This window comes from Spirillospora sp. CA-294931 (genome assembly GCF_050946795.1).
In the GTDB taxonomy this organism is placed as follows: domain Bacteria; phylum Actinomycetota; class Actinomycetes; order Streptosporangiales; family Streptosporangiaceae; genus Spirillospora.
The window spans coordinates 7,551,105-7,567,524 of the sequence record NZ_CP192006.1 but is presented as its reverse complement, the minus strand read 5'-3'; the positions used below and the strand labels follow the sequence as shown (position 1 = coordinate 7,567,524).

Genomic DNA, 16,420 nt, shown 5'->3' with positions numbered 1-16,420 from the left:
GGCCGTGTACGACTACATCATCGTGGGGGCGGGCAGTGCGGGCTGTGTGCTCGCCTCTCGGCTCAGCGAGGACCCGGGGACCAAGGTCCTGCTCCTTGAGGCGGGCCCGCCGGACGACGCTCCCGAGATCCACATTCCGGCCGCCGTCGCGGCCCTGATCAAGGGGCCCTACGACTGGGACTACGCGACGACCCCGCAGGAGAACGCCGGGGGTCGCTCGGTCTACTGGCCGCGCGGCCGGACGCTCGGCGGCAGCTCGTCCACCAACGCGATGATCTACATTCGCGGCCACCGGTACGACTACGACACCTGGCGCGACTCCTACGGCTGCGACGGCTGGGGCTTCGCCGACCTCCTGCCCTACTTCCTGCGGGCCGAGGACCAGCAGCGCGGTGAATCCGCGTACCACGGAGTGGGTGGTCCGCTTCGGGTGGAGGACCTGCGGTACAAGCATCCGATCGCGCGCGCTTGGGTGCAGTCGGCCAAGGCTTACGGCATGCCCGCCAACAACGACTTCAACGGCGCCGAGCAGGACGGCGTCGGCTTCTACCAGGTGACGCACAAGCGCGGGAAGCGCTGGTCGACGGCGGTGGCGTACCTGCGTCCCGCCATGGATCGCCCGAACCTGACGGTGGTCACCGACGCGCTGGCGACCCGCGTGCTGATCGAGGGCGGACGGGCCGCGGGCGTCCGCTACGAGCTGCGCGGCCAGTCCGTCGAGGCGCGGGCCGAGGGCGAGGTGGTGCTCGCCGGGGGAGCGGTCAACAGCCCCCAGCTGCTCATGCTCTCGGGAATCGGACCCGCCGGGCACCTGCGCGAGCACGGGATCGACGTCGTCGTCGACTCTCCGGTGGGCCAAGGGCTCCAGGACCATCCGTTCGTGAACGCGATGTACGCCACACCCCGCACCAAGGCGCTCTGGGAGCTGGCAAACGGCCGCAACTTCGCTCTCTACCAGGCGCTGGCGCGCGGGCCCTACGCCTCGAACGTGGCCGAGGCGGGCGGGTTCGCCCGGACGGTCGACGGCCTGCCGGCCCCCGATCTCCAGTACCACGTGCTGGCCACGCCGTTCGTCAACCAGGGCCTGACCGAGTCCGCCGAACGCGGGATGTCCGTGCTGGTCACGGCGATCGCGGTGGGCAGCAGGGGCGCGCTGACGCTCCGTTCGGCCAGCCCCCACGCCAAGCCGCTCATCGACCCGGCCTATCTGGCCGACAAGGCCGACCTGGACATCCTGGTCGCGGGCGTCCGGCGGGCGCGGGAGATCGCCGCGACCGGTCCGCTGGCGGGGCTGATCGGCGGCGAGTGGAAGCCCGGCGAGCAGGCCGGGGACGACGCCGCGCTGGCCGAGTTCGTCCGGCGCGAGTGCGCCACCCTGTTCCACCCCACCAGCACGTGCGCGATGGGCGGCGAGGGGACGGTCTGCGACCCCGAGCTGCGCGTCCGCGGCGTCGACGGCCTGCGGGTCGTGGACGCCTCGGTCATGCCGGCCGTGCCGCGCGGCAACACCAACGCCCCCACGATCGCCATCGCCGAGAAGGCGTCCGACCTGATCCTGGGCCGGTCCCCGCTCGCCGCGCGGAACCCGGAGAAATGAGACGCCCCCGTCAGGAAGCTGACGGGGGCGCGGGCCAGATCGGCAGTCGGGAACGCGGGGCGGCTGCCGCGTGGGCAGGCGGGTCACCGCTTCCGAGCCCAGGCGGCCCGGCGGGCGGCCTTGGCCTCGTCGCGCAGACGACGCGAGCGGTCCTTCATGATGCTGCGAGACATGTCGACGTGCACGGTGTGCTCCTTGTCTTTGCGGGCCGGCCTTCCCGGCCCGACATGTACAAGGTTCGCCCTAAGCCATGCCTCCGCACATGAGGACGACGCCCTATATCCCGTGCTTAGCCCGTCTTAGCCCCGGCTCCAAGGCTTAGGACGCGCTCAGTCTGCGCGCTGACCTGTGGTTTCGCCCGCCTCGTCGCCGGTGTCCGCCCACCCTTCGGCCATGTCCGTGAGGAACCGGGCGAACCCGAGGAGGGCGAGCCCCGCGACGCCGGCGAAGATCGGCCCGGTTACCGCCAGCCCCACGCTGCCGTTGACGGCGCCCGAGACCAGGAGAACCAGTCCAAGGCCGAACAATATGTAGGCGGACATCTTCGCGCGCCACAGTACGTACGGCGTTAGCCAGACTTTCTTCTTGCTCATCGCGCTCTCATCCTGTCGCGTCCAGAAGGCCCCACTGTCCGCCCATGAGATGCGCATTGCCGCCAACGGGTTCCCGGGGTCAGCGCTTGTAGCGCTTGGCGTGGAGCATGGCGACGGTCTGGAGGAGGCGGGCCATGTCCTTGTCGGTGCGGTCGAACGAGGAGAGGTTCATCGGGAGCGCGAAGCGCTGGCGGGTGATGGCCTTGGGGCTGGTGAACTCGCGCAGGCCGTCTGCGCCGTGGATGCGGCCGAAGCCCGACTCGCCGACGCCGCCGAACGGGAGCGCGCCGACCGTCGCGAAGGCGGCGAAGGCGTTGATCGAGGTCATCCCCGAGCGGACCTGCCGGGCCGCGTCCATCGCCCGGCTCCTGCTGCCGGAGAAGATCGTGCCGGCCAGGCTGAAGCCGACGCGGTTGGTCTTCTCGACCGCCTCCTGGAGGTCCTTGACCTTGTGGACGGTGATGGTCGGGCCGAAGGTCTCCTCGCACACCGCCGTGGAGTCGTCCGGGACGTCGGTGAGGACGACCGGCTCCACATAGGGCCTGCGCACCGACTCGGCGCCGCCGACCACGGCCGTGGCGCCCTTGGCCAGAGCGTCCTTGATGTGGCCCTCGATGACGTCGAGCTGGCCAGGCATGGTGATCGGACCGTAGACGGCCTCGCGGTCGAATCCGGGACGCAGGTCGCGGGCCCGGTCGGTGATCGTCTTGAGGAAGGTGTCGTAGACGTCCTCGACCACGTAGATGCGCTCGACGCCGATGCAGGTCTGGCCCGCGTTGGCCATCGCGCCCCACAGGGCCGCGTCGGCGGCGGCTTCGAGGTCGGCGTCGGAGTCGACGATGCAGGAGTCCTTGCCGCCGCACTCGGCCACGAGCGGGGTGAGGTTCTGCGCGCAGGCGGCCATCACGCGCTTGGCGGTGCGGGACGAGCCGGTGAAGGCGATCTTGTCGACGCCGGGGGAGGACGCCAGCGCCGCGCCGGTCGGGCCGAACCCGGTGACGACCTGGAGCACCTGGTGCTCGGGCACCACGCCCGCGACCAGTTCGGCGAAGAAGACGCCGACACCCGGGGTGAACTCCGACGGCTTGAACACCACCGTGTTGCCCGCCGCCAGCGCGTAGGCGATGGAGCCCATCGGGGTGAAGATGGGGTAGTTCCACGGGCCGATGACGCCGACCACGCCGAGCGGGCGGTACTCCAGCACGCACTTGTGGTTCAGCGCGGTCAGGCCCGGGAAGACCGTGCGCGGCCCGAGCACCTTCTGGGCGTTGCGGGCGGCCCAGTCGAGCTGGGTGATGGCCAGGACGACCTCGATCTGGGCGTCGGCCAGCGGCTTGCCGGTCTCCTGCCGGATCAGCTCGGCCATCCGGTTGATGTTGCGGGCGAGCGCGCCCTTGACGTTGAGCAGGCGCAGCCGCCGCTCCCGCCAGCCGAGCGCGGCCCACCAGTCGGCGGCCTCGCGGGCGCGTCCGACCGCCTCCGCGACCGCCTTCTCGTCGTGAACTGGATGCTCGGCGACGGGCTCGCCGGTGGCGGGGTTCAGCGAGGGGAACGTCTCCGTGGCCACGGACATGGTGGACCTCCCGGGAGGCTGAAGTAAGTATCTACTTGCGTATGATACTGGCTAGTAAACCACCTTATGCCCGTCACGTCGTCGCGGGCGATCCCGGGTCAGGGGGAGGCGTCTCCCAGCCGGTCGGCCCGCGTCTGGAGGTAGCGCTGCTCGGGGACGCTCGTGGTCAGCCGGGCGGCCATCAGATAGCCCTCCCGCGCCGCCCCGAGGTCGCCCGCCATCTCCAGCAGATGGGCCCGGACGGCGTGCAGGCGGTGGTGCCTGGCCGTGCGGTCGTCGGCGTCCAGCGGCGCGAGCAGCGCGAGCCCGGCGCCGGGCCCGTCCGCCATCGCGGCGGCGACGGCGTGGTTGAGCGTGACCATCGGGCCCGGCGCCAGGCGGTCAAGCAGCCGGTACAGCGCGAGGATCTGCCGCCAGTCGGTGTCCCGCGCCCGGTCCGCCTCCGCGTGGACGGCCGCGATGGCCGCCTGGACCTGGTACGGGCCGACCCGGGCGCGCTTGAGCGCGCGGGTGACCAGGGCGACGCCCTCCTCGATCGAGGCGCGGTCCCAGCGGGTGCGGTCCTGCTCGGCCAGGGGGACGAGCGTCCCGTCGGCGAGCGTGCGGGACGGGCGGCGCGCGTCGGTGAGCAGCATCAGCGCCAGCAGCCCGGCGATCTCGCCGTCGTCCGGCAGCAGCCGGTGCAGCTCCCGCGCCAGCCGGATCGCCTCCTCGGTGAGCTCACCGCGCTGGAGATCGGGGCCCGAACTCGCCGTGTACCCCTCGTTGAAGATCAGGTAGAGCACGTGCAGCACGGCGCCGAGCCGGGCCGCCCTCTCGGACTCGGGCGGCAGCGTGAAGCGGATCCCGTCGGCCTTGATGCGCTGCTTGGCCCGGCTGACGCGCTGGGCCATGGTCGCCTCCGGGACCAGGAACGCGCGGGCGATCTGCGCCGTGGTCAGGCCGCCGACGGCGCGCAGCGTGAGCGCGATCTGGGACGGCGGCGTCAGCGCGGGATGGCAGCACAGCAACAGCAGGGTCAGGGTGTCGTCCCGGTCGCCCGAGGGCGCGGTGTCGGCCGGGGGCGCCAGGAAGTCGCCCGGCAGCGAGCGGACGGCGACGGCGGCCTCCCGGCGCCTGCGGGCCGCGTCGGAGCGCAGGTGGTCGAGCATCCGGCGCGAGGCGACCGTGATCAGCCAGGCGCGGGGGTCGTCCGGCACACCCGTCCGGGGCCACCGCGTCGCCGCCACCAGCAGGGCCTCCTGCACCGCGTCCTCGGCCAGCTCGAAGTCGTCGTAGTGCCGCGCGAGCGCGGCCAGGACCTGCGGCGCCACCCGGCGCAGCAGCTCCTCGGCGTCGCCGCTCACATCTCCTGGCCCGAGAAATCCATGATCGGACGCACCAGCACCGGGGCGAACCGGGCGTCGGGAAAGCGCGCCGCTATCTGAGTCGCCCGTTCCAGGCTCTCGCAGTCGACCACGAAGTACCCGGCCAGCTGCTCCTTGGCCTCGCCGAACGGGCCGTCCGTGGTCGCCGGGACGCCGTCACGCACCCGGACACCGCGCGTGTTCACCGGGTCGGCCAGCGCCTCGCCCGTGACGAGCTCGCCGGACTCGGTGATCTCCTTCAGCAGCGCCTCGAACTCCCCGGACATCGCCTCGCGCTCGTCCCGCGTCATCGCCAGGGCCTCGGGCTCGCGCAGGAAGATCGGGTGTCCCCAGTTCTCCGCGTTGCTGTAGATCATGATCAGGTACTTCACGGCAGGCTCTCCCGTCCCACGATTCTCCGCGACTGTAACCCGGCGGGACGTCGAGACGGCCGCCGCCGGCTGATCGTCGTCCTGGACCTGACCCCGCTCGGCCGTCCGGCGCAAGGACGGAGAAATAAGGGCCCACGATTGCCTACTCGCGGTCGCCAATCCGCGATTCGCGGGCGGAGGGCAATTTGGAAGATGACATGCGAACTCCCAGAGGTGAGGCTGAGCGGGTGAGCGTGGCCGGGTGATTTCCCGATGGGGCCCGGCCGAATGATCAGCGCTGTCCCGTGTCGTCGCATCGGTCGAGCAATCGGGAGGACGAATGGCGACCCTGATCGGAACGTTGCGCAAGCGCCTGCTCATGCCCGACGTTTCGGAGGTCACGTTCGAGAAACGCGGATTCCATGAGCGAGATCCTCGGGCCCGCGAGAATCTGGAACACGCCGGGCTGAGATTCCTGACCGGGTTCGACCACGCGGTCTCCAGCGGCGGCATCGCCGAGGCCCACCGGCTCCTGGAGACCGTCGAACGGCCGTTCCAGGGGTTCGCCTACGAGGGGGCGAGCATGGCCCTCGCCCTGAGCGATGCCATGGCGCCGTGGCGCCGCCCCCGGGTGCGGGCCTTCATCGACGGCCCGGCGTCCACTCACGTCTACATGGCCAACGTCGGGATCGGCTGGGCCATGGCCCGGCTGCCCCGGCCGCTGTGGCGCGGGATCGTCCCTCGGGACCCGCTGCTGCGCTGGCTCGCGCTCGACGGCTACGGCTTCCACGAGGCGTACTTCGCCACCGAGCGGCACGTCACCGAACTGCGGCGACCCCGCGTGAAGGCGCCCTGGCCCGACCCATCCGGCTATGCCGCGCGCGCCGCCGACCAGGGCGTCGGCCGCGCCCTGTGGTTCGTGTGCGGAAGCGACGTCGAGCACCTGGCCGCCACGGTCGGCCGCTTCGCCCCGGCCAGGCGCGCCGACCTGTGGAGCGGCGTCGGCCTGGCCGCGGGCTACGCGGGCGGCGTCGACGCCGACGAGCTGGAGAAACTCGTGAAGCTCGCCGCCGGATACCGGGGCGAGCTCGCCCAGGGCACGGCCTTCGCGGCCAAGGCCCGGCTGCTCCCCGACCTGGCCACGCCGCACACGTCCGTCGCCGCCGAGGTGATCTGCCGCGCGCCGGCGCGGGACGCGGCCGCCGTGACCGAGATGGCGCAGGTGGAGCTGCCCCCCGATGGCCAGGTCCCCGCCTTCGAGATCTGGCGGCGCCGGATCAGGACCGCGCTCGGCGACCTGGAAGGCTGAGGGACGGCCGTGACCAGCCAGCAGAGCAGCGAACCAGCCCCGCCGCCCGCGGTGCGCGTCCGCCTCGTCGGCGAGTCGGAGGCGACCGGCCGGACGGCGGAGCTGTACGAGATGGCGCGGGCGGCGACCGGGCTCCCCTTCGTGGCCGACGTCTTCCGGCTCACCTCGACGGCGCCCGACCTCCTCTATCCCGTGATCGCCGGTTACACCGGGGTCTTCGGCGGCGGGGCGCTCCCGCGCGAGACCAAGGAGCTGGTCGCGGCCTGGACGTCCCGGGTGAACGGCTGCGGCTACTGCGTCGGCGCCCACAACTGGTTCCTGCGGCAGTTCGGCGGCAGCCAGGAGCTGACCGAGGCCGTCGAGACCGCCGAACGACCGGACGAGCTGCCCGTCGACGAGCGGACCCGGGAGCTGCTGCGGCTGGTCACCAAGGTGAGCACCGAGGCGTACAAGATCACCGATGCCGACTGGGCCCGCGCCGCCGCGGCGGGCTGGAACGACGCCGAATTGCTGGAGGCCGTCTTCTGCGCCGCGCTGTTCAACTTCATCAACCGCCTCGTGGACGCGCTCGGCCTCGGCACCCAATCCCCCTAGCACCCATTGCCGCCATGCTCTGAGCGAAGCGGAACGCGCTCGGGGAATCTATTTCTCGTGGAGAATGCTGATGTCCGCACTTTGGGCCCGGAAACGAAGATTCGTCCCCGGTATTGTCGTCCTCTCCCTCATCACGGCGCTCTTTTTCGTCGCTCGGCTCCCGGAGGCGTCGAGCGAGGACAAGAACAAACTCGCGTCCCGTTACTCCTTTACCGAGATGCCCATCGCCATGCCCCCGGGGTATCGGCCGACCCAGGACATCCGGCAGGTGAACCCGGCCTACCGCCACCTGCGGTCGTGGATCTCCGCGGTGGGCGCGTCCGTCGCCCTCAACGACCTCCAGGGCAACGGCCGCGAGGACGACCTCTGCGTCGTCGACACCCGCACCGACCAGGTGATCGTCACCTACGCGCCCACGGCGCCCGCCGCCGACCGGTTCACCCCGTTCGCGCTCGACGCGGCGCCGCTGCCCATGGGCAGGGCCATCGCGCCGATGGGCTGCACCCCGGGTGACTTCAACGGCGACGCCCGTCCCGACCTGATGGTCAACTACTGGGGCCGGACGCCGGTCCTGTTCCTGGCCCGCTCCACCGCCACCGCGCTGTCGCCCACGGCGTACGCGCCGGTCGAGCTCGTCCCGCAGGCGTCGGCGGACGGCGCGTACCACGGCCCCAAATGGAACACCAACACGGTGAACGTGGCCGACTACGACGGCGACGGGCACGCCGACATCCTGATCGCCAACTACTTCCCCGACTCCGACGTGCTCGACCCCGAGGGCCAGAACAACGTCCAGATGAACTCCTCGATGTCCAACGCCAAGAACGGCGGCGGGGCCCACGTCATGCGCTGGCATGACGCGACGTCCGGCGACCGTCCGACGGCACGGTACGTCGAGGAGACCGGCGCGATCCCGTATGCGAACTCCACCGGGTGGAGCCTGGCCGCGTCCAGCGCCGACCTCACCGGCGACGTGAGGCCGGAGCTTTACGTCGCCAACGACTTCGGCAAGGACTACCTGTTCCACAACATCTCGTCGCCAGGCAAGATCAAGTTCGACGAGGTCCCCGGGGAGCGCCACCCGAACACGCCCAAGTCGTTCGTGCTCGGCAAGAGCTCGTTCAAGGGCATGGGCGTCGACTTCGTCGACATCAACCGCACCGGCCGGTTCGACATGGTCGTCAGCAACATCACCACCGCCTGGGGCCTGGAGGAGAGCAACTTCGCCTGGATCAACCAGGCCGGGAGCCAGGAGCAGATGCGGCGCAAGCTGGCGGACGGCAAGGCGCCGTTCGAGCAGAAGGCGCAGGAGCTCGGGCTGGCGTTCACCGGCTGGGGCTGGGACGTCAAGGCCGGCGACTTCCTCAACAGCGGCGACTCGGAGATCATCCAGGCCGAGGGCTTCATCAAGGGGAAGATCAACCGCTGGCCGTGGCTCCAGGAGATGGCCATGACCAACGACAGCCTCTACACCAACCCCAAGATGTGGCCGCATGTCAGACCGGGCGACGACATCGCCGGAAGCCAGCCCATCGGCTTCTACACCCGGCGCCCGGACGGCGGCGCGTACGTCAACGTCGTCAAGGAGCTCGGGCTGGCGGTGCCCATCCCGACCCGGGGCATCGCCATCGCCGACACCCGGGGCAACGGGGCACTCGACTTCGCGGTGGCCCGGCAGTGGGGCCCGCCCGCCTTCTACGCCAACAACGCGCCCAAGCGGGGCAACCACCTCGGCCTGAAGCTGTACGCGCCGGCCGCCGGTGAGAAGGGGGACCCGGCCCTCCAGGGCATCGGCGCGCCCGCATACGGGGCGACCGCCCAGATTCGCACCGCCGACGGAAAGACGCAGATCGCGCGGCTGGACGGCGGCGGCGGCCACAGCGGAAAGCGTGGCTTCGAGGTCAGCTTCGGCCTCGGCGCGTCCACCGCGCCGGTGACGGTCGACCTGCGGTGGCGGGACGGACGGGGCCAGCAGCGCCGGCAGACGCTGAAGCTGAGCCCCGGCGAGCACAACCTGCTGTTGGACGCCAAGGCCGAGGAGGTCGGGACCAAATGACGACGACCGTCGAGAAGGTCAGCGGGAGCGTCCCGGCCGCACCCTCAGGTGAGACCAAGCGCAAGCCCGACGTCCGCTACCTGGCGCTGCGCAACTTCGCCATCTCGCTCACCGTGTTCAACATCCTCGGCTACACGGTCCTCGGCTTCGAGCAGCCCTGGCTCTGGCCGGTGCTGGCGGTCGCCACCGGCTACACCGCCGAGCTGCTGTTCGAGGCGATCAGCGCCTGGTCCGAAGAGCGGGCCCCGCGCTACCGGGGCAACGGGATGCGGGGCCTCTATGAGTTCCTCCTCCCGGCCCACATCACGAGCCTGGCCGTCAACATGCTGCTGTACGCCAACAACCAGTGGTGGCCGGTCATGTTCGGCGTGGTCGTCGGCGTCGGCGGGAAACACCTGCTCAAGGCGCCGGTCAACGGCCGGTGGCGGCACTTCATGAACCCGTCCAACTTCGGCATCACGGTCACGCTGCTGTGCTTCGGGTCGTGGGTCAGCATCGCGCCGCCCTACATGTTCACCGAGTACGCCAACACGCTGTTCCGCATCCTGATCCCGCTGGTCATCATGACGGCGGGCACGGTGATCAACGCCATGCTCACCGGCCGGACGATGCTGATCATCGGCTGGATGGGCGGCTTCGCGATCCAGGCGCTGATCAGAACCTGGATCTGGGACACCCCGCTGTTCACCGGGCTCGGCGTGATGAGCGGCGTGGCGTTCGTGCTGTTCACCAACTACATGATCACGGACCCGGGGACGACGCCGTCCAAGCCCCGCGCGCAGTTCGTCTTCGGCGCGGGCGTCTCGGTGGTCTACGGCGTGCTGATGGTCTTCAACGTCGTGTACACGCTGTTCTACGCCACCACCATCGTCTGCGGGCTGCGCGGCGTCGGCTGGTGGGGCGCGCACTGGCGGGCGCGCCGCCGCGAGACGGCCAAGGCCGCCGTGGAGAAGGCCCCGGTGCCCAAGCCCGTCACCGCCTGAGGCATCGCGCCGGTGCGAACGCCCCCCGTATTCCGTTTCCGGGGGGCGTTTCCGCGTCCATCCGCGCGATTCGGTGAACCGAAAAGGCGATGCAATTAATTACGCCATTATGGAACGCCGTTATATGCATTGTAAGCACGCCAGGAGAAGACGACAAGTGGCGGATGGTGCACGCTGGAATTCGCATCGGATATCGGAAGAAAGTAGTGCCCTCATGGCTCGGATCGCCGTTGTCGGCATGGCCTGCCGTTACCCGGACGCCGGTTCGCCCGGCGAGCTCTGGGAGAACGTCCTCGCAGGCAGGCGCGCCTTTCGCCGGTTGCCGGACGAGCGCATGCGGCTCGCCGACTATTGGGACGCCGATCCCACCGCGCCGGATCGTTTCTACGCGCGAACGGCGGCCGTGATCGAGGGTTATGAGTTCGACCGGGTCGCCCACAGGATCGCCGGGAGCACCTTTCGTTCGACCGACCTGACCCAGTGGCTCGCGCTCGACATCGCCGGGCGCGCGCTCGCCGACGCCGGATTTCCGATGGCCGAAGGGCTGCCCAGGGAACGCGCGGGCGTGGTCGTGGGCAACACGCTCGCGGGCGAGTTCACCCGCGCCAACCTGATGCGGCTGCGCTGGCCCTACGTGCGCCGGACCGTCGGGGCGGCGCTCCTGGCGGAGGGCTGGGGCGAGGATCGCCTGGAGACCTTCCTGGCCGAACTGGAGGGCACCTACAAGAGCCCGTTCCCCGAGATCGACGAGGACACCCTGGCGGGCGGCCTGTCCAACACCATCGCCGGGCGGATCTGCAACTACTTCGACCTCAACGGCGGCGGCTACACCGTGGACGGCGCCTGCTCCTCGTCCCTGCTCTCGGTGGCCACGGCGTGCCGCGCCCTCGCCGACGGCGAGGCCGACGTGGTCATCGCGGGCGGCGTCGACCTGTCCATCGACCCCTTCGAGATCATCGGCTTCGCCAAGACCGGGGCCCTGGCCCGGGGCGAGATGCGGGTCTACGACCGCGACTCCAGCGGCTTCTGGCCGGGCGAGGGCTGCGGCATGGTCGTGCTGATGCGCGAGGAGGACGCCGTCGAGGCGGGCCGTCCGGCCTACGCCACGATCGCGGGCTGGGGGATCTCCTCCGACGGCAAGGGCGGGATCACCCGTCCCGAGGTGGGCGGCTACCGGCTGGCGCTGAGCCGCGCGTACGAGAAGGCCGGGTTCGGCATCGAGACGGTGGGCCTGTTCGAGGGCCACGGCACCGGCACCGAGGTCGGCGACACCACCGAGCTGACGGCGCTCACCCAGGCCCGCCGGGACGCGGGCGCCGCGGGCGCCCTCGCCGCGATCGGATCGATCAAGGCCATGATCGGGCACACCAAGGCCGCCGCGGGCGTCGCCGGGCTGATCAAGGCCGCGCTGGCGGTGCACGAGCAGGTGCTGCCGCCCACGGCGGGCTGCCGCGCCCCGCATCCGCTGCTGGCCGGGGAGTCGCCCGCGCTGCGGGTCCTGCGCAAGGCCGAGCCCTGGCCGGACGACGTCCCGGTGCGCTCCGGCGTCATGTCGATGGGGTTCGGCGGCATCAACACCCACATCGTCCTGGAGGGCACCGGCCCGCGCCGCCGGGCCTCGCTGCAGGGCCGCGCCAGGGAGCTGGCGGCGTCCGCCCACGACGTGGAGCTGCTGCTGGTCGACGGCGCCACCACCGCCGAGCTGCGCGAGCGGCTGGCCGAGCTGGCCGGCTGGGTGACCCGGCTCTCCTACGCCCAGCTCGCCGACCTCGCCGCCGCCCTGCGCGAGCGGCTCTCCGGCCTGCCCCACCGCGCCGCGCTCGTGGTGTCCTCGCCCGAGGACGCCGAGTCGCGGCTGCGGCGGGCGCTGGAGGACCTGGACGCCGGCACATCCGCGCGGATCTCGCCCGAGGGACGGACCCTCCTCGGCCGGGTGAGCGGGACCGGACGCGTCGGCTACCTGTTCCCGGGCCAGGGATCGGGCCGGGGCACCAGCGGCGGCGCGCTGCGCCGGCGCTTCGCCGAGGTCGAGGGCGTCTACGTCCGGGCCGGGCTGCCGGTCGACGGCGACCCGGCGGCCACCGCCGTCGCGCAGCCGCGCATCGTGACCGGCTCGATCGCGGGCCTGCGCGCGCTCGCGCTGGTCGGGATGCGCGCGAGCGTCGCGGTCGGGCACAGCCTCGGCGAGATCTCCGCGCTGCACTGGGCCGGGGCGCTGGACGAGGACGCGCTGCTGCGGGTGGCCTCCGTCCGGGGACGGGTCATGACCGAGACCGGCGCGTCCGGCACGATGGCGCGGATCGGCGCCCCGGCCGACGCCGTGGCCCCGCTGATCGAGGGCCTGCCGGTGGTGGTCGCCGGATACAACGGGCCCGGCCAGACGGTCGTCGCCGGGCCTCCGGGGGACGTCCGCAAGGCCGGGGCCCGGGCCGAGGACGCGGGACTCCAGTGGTCCCCGCTGCCGGTCTCGCACGCCTTCCACTCGCCGCTGGTCGCCCCGGCGGCCGAGGCGCTGGGGCCGAGGCTGCGCGAGGAGGGCTTCGGCCGGGTCGGGCGCCGGGTCGTCTCGACCGTGACCGGCGACGCGCTGCCGCCGGAGACCGACGTCCCCGCGCTGCTGCGCCGCCAGATCACCGAGCCGGTCCGGTTCGAGCCGGCCGTCCGGCGGGCGGCCGAGGGCGTCGACCTGCTGGTCGAGGTCGGGCCCGGCCGGGTGCTCACCGGGCTGGCCGCGGGCGTGACCGGCGTGCCCGCCGTCGCGCTCGACACCGACGACGAGTCGCTGACCGGGCTGCTGCGCGTGGTCGCCGCGGCCTTCGTGACCGGCGTCCCGATCGACGCCGCCGCCCTGTTCCACGGGCGGCTGACGCGGCCGCTCGACATCGGGGCGGAGCTCACGTTCTTCACCAGCCCCTGCGAGCGCCCGCCCGCGCTGCCCGCCGGTGTCGGCACCCGGTCGGCGACCGCTCCGCCGGACGGCGATCCGCCCGCCCGGGAGGACGGCGAGACGGGCATGCGGGTCTTGCGGCGGCTCGTGGCCGAGCGCGCCGAGCTGCCCGAGGCCATGGTGCGCGACGACAGCCACCTGCTCGACGACCTGCACCTCAGCTCGATCACCGTGGGCCAGGTGATGAACGACGCCGCGCGCTCGCTGGGCCTGTCGGCCGTCCGGCTCCCGCTCAACTTCGCCACGGCGACCCTGCTCGAACTGGCCGAGATGCTCGACGGCCTCGCCGCGGGCGACCAGGGGGAGGGGCCCGCCCACGTGGCGGGCGCCGAGGCGTGGGCCAGGCCCTACACGATCGACTTCGACGAGGCGCCGCCGCTCGCGGAGCCCGTCCCGTCCGGCCCGGAACGGGCACCGGGGGAGTGGCGGCTTTTCGCCACCGAAGGCGACGCCCTCGCCGAGCCTTTGCGCGAGGCGCTCCGCCGTGCCGGGGTGGGCGACGGCGTCCTGGTCTGCCTCCCCGACCGTTGCGCCGAGGAGCACGTGGAACTCGCGCTGCGGGGCGCGCAGGAGGCCATCGCGGGTGCGGCGGGGAGCCGTTTCGTGCTCGTCCAGCGCGGCAGGGGCGCGGCCGGCCTGGCCAAGACGCTGCGCCTCGAGGCACGCCACCTGCACGTCACGATCGTGCGGGTGCCGGGGTCGACCGCCGCCGCCGGGCCGATCGTGGCCGAGGTGCGGGCGACCACGGGGTTCTCCGAGGTCCACCACGACGAGGACGGGGTGCGCCGCGTCCCGACGCTCCGCCCGATGGAGCCGCGCCAGGCCCGCGCCGACACGCCGCTGGGCGTCGACGACGTCCTGCTGGTCACCGGGGGCGGGAAGGGCATCACCGCCGAATGCGCCCTGGCCGTGGCCACCGCGACCGGCGCCAGGCTGGCGCTGGTCGGCCGCTCCGACCCCGCCGAGGACGCCGAGCTGGCGGCCAACCTGGAACGCATCGCCGTCAGCGGCGCGACCGCGCGGTACTTCCGCGCCGACGTCACCGACCCCGAGCAGGTGCGCGCGGCGGTCGGCCGGGTCACCGGGACCATGGGGCCCGTCACCGCCGTCCTGCACGGGGCGGGCCGCAACGAGCCCAGGGCCCTGGGCGGCCTGGACATGGACGCGTTCCGCGAGACGTTCGCGCCCAAGGTCGGCGGCCTGCGGTCGGTGCTCGACGCGATCGACCTCGATCGGCTGCGGCTGCTGGTGACGTTCGGCAGCATCATCGGCCGGGCGGGCCTCCCCGGGGAGGCGCACTACGCGACGGCCAACGAATGGCTGGCCGACCTCACCGAAGACGTGGCCCGCCGCCACCCCGGGTGCCGCGCCCTCTGCATGGAGTGGTCGGTCTGGTCCGGGGTCGGGATGGGGGAGAGGCTCTCGGTCGTCGAGTCGCTCGCGCGCGACGGCGTCACGCCGATCTCGCCCGACCAGGGCGTGGAGATCATGCTCAGGCTCGTCACCGACCCCGAGGCGCCCCCGGTCGTGGTGATCAGCGGCCGGACGGGCTCGGTCGACACCGTCCGGCACGACCTGCCGCCGCTGCCGCTGCTGCGGTTCGTGGGCACGCCGCTCGTCCGGTACCACGGCGTGGAACTGGTCACCGAGGTGGAGCTCAACGCGGGCACCGACCTGTACCTGGCCGACCACCTGCTGGACGGCAACCTGCTCTTCCCCGCGGTGTTCGGCATGGAGGCGATGGCGCAGGTCGCCTCCGCCGCCACGGGACTCACCGGGGTACCGGTGATCGAACGGGCGGAGTTCCTGCGGCCCATCGTCGTCCCGCCGGACACGAGCGCGACCCTCCGCGTCGCCGTCGTGGCCGAGGGCGACGGCACGGTCGCGGCCGTCATCCGGTGCGGCGAGACCGCCTTCGCCGCCGACCACTTCCGCGCGCGGCTCAGGTTCGGCCAGGACGCGGGCGGTGTCCCGGACGGCCCGCCCTACCCGATCGGGGACGAGCTTCCCGCCGTCCCGCTCGACCCGGCGATGGACCTATACGGGAGCGTGCTCTTCCAGGGCGGGCGCTTCCAGCGCCTGCGCCGCTACCACCGGGCCGCCGCCCGCTGGGTCGAGGCCGACGTGGCCGCCCTCGACGGCGACTGGTTCGCCGGGTTCCTCCCGGACGAGCTGCTGCTGGGCGACCCCGGTATGCGGGACGCGCTCATGCACGGCAACCAGGTGTGCGTCCCGGACGCCACGCTCCTGCCCATCGGGATCGACCGGGTGCACCCCTGCGGCGACCGGGCCGCCGCGGCGCCGGGCGACCTGCGGTACTGCGCCACCGAGCGGTACCGCGACGGCGACACCTATGTCTACGACATCGCCGTGCGCACCGGCGCGGGCGAGGTCGTGGAGCGCTGGGACGGGCTGCGCCTGCGGGCCGTCCGGCGCGGCGACGGGAGCGGCCCGTGGGTCCCGCCGCTGCTGGGCCCCTATCTGGAGCGGACGGTCGAGGACCTCACCGGCGGCGCCCCCGCGGTCGCCGTCGAGCCCGTCACCGACCCCGGGCGGGTTTCGGAGCACCGCGAGCGGACCACGCTGGCCGCCGGGCGCGCGCTCGGCCGGTCGGTGACCGTCAGGCACCGGCCGGACGGCCGCCCCGAGGCCGTCGGCGGCCGGACGATCTCGGCGTCCCACGGGGCGGGCCTCACGCTCTGCGTCGCGGGCGAGGGCACGCTGGCGTGCGACGTCGAGCCCGTCGCCGACCGCGCGGACGGCGACTGGGCGGGCCTGCTGGGCCCGCACGGGCCGCTGGCCGGGCTGGTGGCGGCCGAGGCCGGGGAGGCCCACGGCACCGCGGCCACGCGGGTCTGGGCCGCCATGGAGTGCCTCCAGAAGGCGGGACTCCCGGGGGACGCGCCCCTCACGCTGACCCCGTCCCGGCGGGACGGCTGGGCCGTGCTCGCCTCGGGCGGCCTGCGGATCGCCACGCTCGTCACCACGCTGCGCGACGTCAAGGAGCCGGTCGCGTTCGCAATCCTCGTCGAAGGGCGGTCGTAGACCACG

At 72.6% G+C, this 16,420-nt stretch carries 10 protein-coding genes; 6 read left to right on the top strand and 4 right to left on the bottom strand.

The window, feature by feature from the left end:
* The first annotated feature begins 4 nt into the window (after positions 1-4).
* Positions 5-1,597 carry a GMC family oxidoreductase gene (locus ACQPY4_RS34235; protein WP_433328131.1) on the top strand — a complete coding sequence of 531 codons (1,593 nt, stop codon included), beginning with the start codon at positions 5-7 and terminating at the stop codon, positions 1,595-1,597.
* 329 nt (positions 1,598-1,926) lie between these two features.
* Here ACQPY4_RS34235 and ACQPY4_RS34230 read toward each other — a convergent pair whose 3' ends face one another.
* The 4 genes from ACQPY4_RS34230 to ACQPY4_RS34215 form a co-directional block, all read right to left on the bottom strand.
* Positions 1,927-2,190, bottom strand: a complete 264-nt coding sequence (locus tag ACQPY4_RS34230; RefSeq protein ID WP_433328129.1) for a hypothetical protein — start codon at positions 2,188-2,190, stop codon at positions 1,927-1,929.
* Positions 2,191-2,269: 79 nt separating this feature from the next.
* A complete protein-coding gene (locus ACQPY4_RS34225) occupies positions 2,270-3,763 on the bottom strand; it encodes an aldehyde dehydrogenase family protein (protein WP_433328127.1) in 1,494 nt (497 codons plus the stop codon).
* A 98-nt stretch (positions 3,764-3,861) separates the two neighbouring features.
* The gene (locus ACQPY4_RS34220) at positions 3,862-5,109 is read right to left on the bottom strand and encodes an RNA polymerase sigma factor (protein WP_433328125.1); all 1,248 of its coding nucleotides are present in this window, start codon (positions 5,107-5,109) and stop codon (positions 3,862-3,864) included.
* Positions 5,106-5,501 carry a YciI family protein gene (locus ACQPY4_RS34215; protein WP_433328123.1) on the bottom strand — a complete coding sequence of 132 codons (396 nt, stop codon included), beginning with the start codon at positions 5,499-5,501 and terminating at the stop codon, positions 5,106-5,108. The genes ACQPY4_RS34220 and ACQPY4_RS34215 overlap by 4 nt, the downstream gene beginning before the upstream one ends.
* A gap of 319 nt (positions 5,502-5,820) precedes the next feature.
* On the opposite strand from ACQPY4_RS34215, the gene ACQPY4_RS34210 reads away from it, so the two are divergent.
* The 5 genes from ACQPY4_RS34210 (at position 5,821) to ACQPY4_RS34190 (ending at position 16,414) form a co-directional block, all read left to right on the top strand.
* A complete protein-coding gene (locus tag ACQPY4_RS34210; RefSeq protein ID WP_433328121.1) occupies positions 5,821-6,789 on the top strand; it encodes a DUF1702 family protein in 969 nt (322 codons plus the stop codon).
* 9 nt (positions 6,790-6,798) lie between these two features.
* Positions 6,799-7,383 (top strand): carboxymuconolactone decarboxylase family protein, encoded by a 585-nt coding sequence (locus ACQPY4_RS34205; RefSeq protein WP_433328119.1) that lies wholly within the window; start codon positions 6,799-6,801, stop codon positions 7,381-7,383.
* 70 nt (positions 7,384-7,453) lie between these two features.
* On the top strand, positions 7,454-9,439 hold the full coding sequence (locus ACQPY4_RS34200; protein WP_433328117.1) for a CRTAC1 family protein: 1,986 nt from the start codon (positions 7,454-7,456) through the stop codon (positions 9,437-9,439).
* A complete protein-coding gene (locus ACQPY4_RS34195) occupies positions 9,436-10,422 on the top strand; it encodes an enediyne biosynthesis protein (RefSeq protein WP_433328115.1) in 987 nt (328 codons plus the stop codon). The genes ACQPY4_RS34200 and ACQPY4_RS34195 overlap by 4 nt, the downstream gene beginning before the upstream one ends.
* Before the next feature lie 214 nt (positions 10,423-10,636).
* Positions 10,637-16,414 (top strand): type I polyketide synthase, encoded by a 5,778-nt coding sequence (locus ACQPY4_RS34190; RefSeq protein WP_433328113.1) that lies wholly within the window; start codon positions 10,637-10,639, stop codon positions 16,412-16,414.
* Positions 16,415-16,420: the final 6 nt, after the last annotated feature.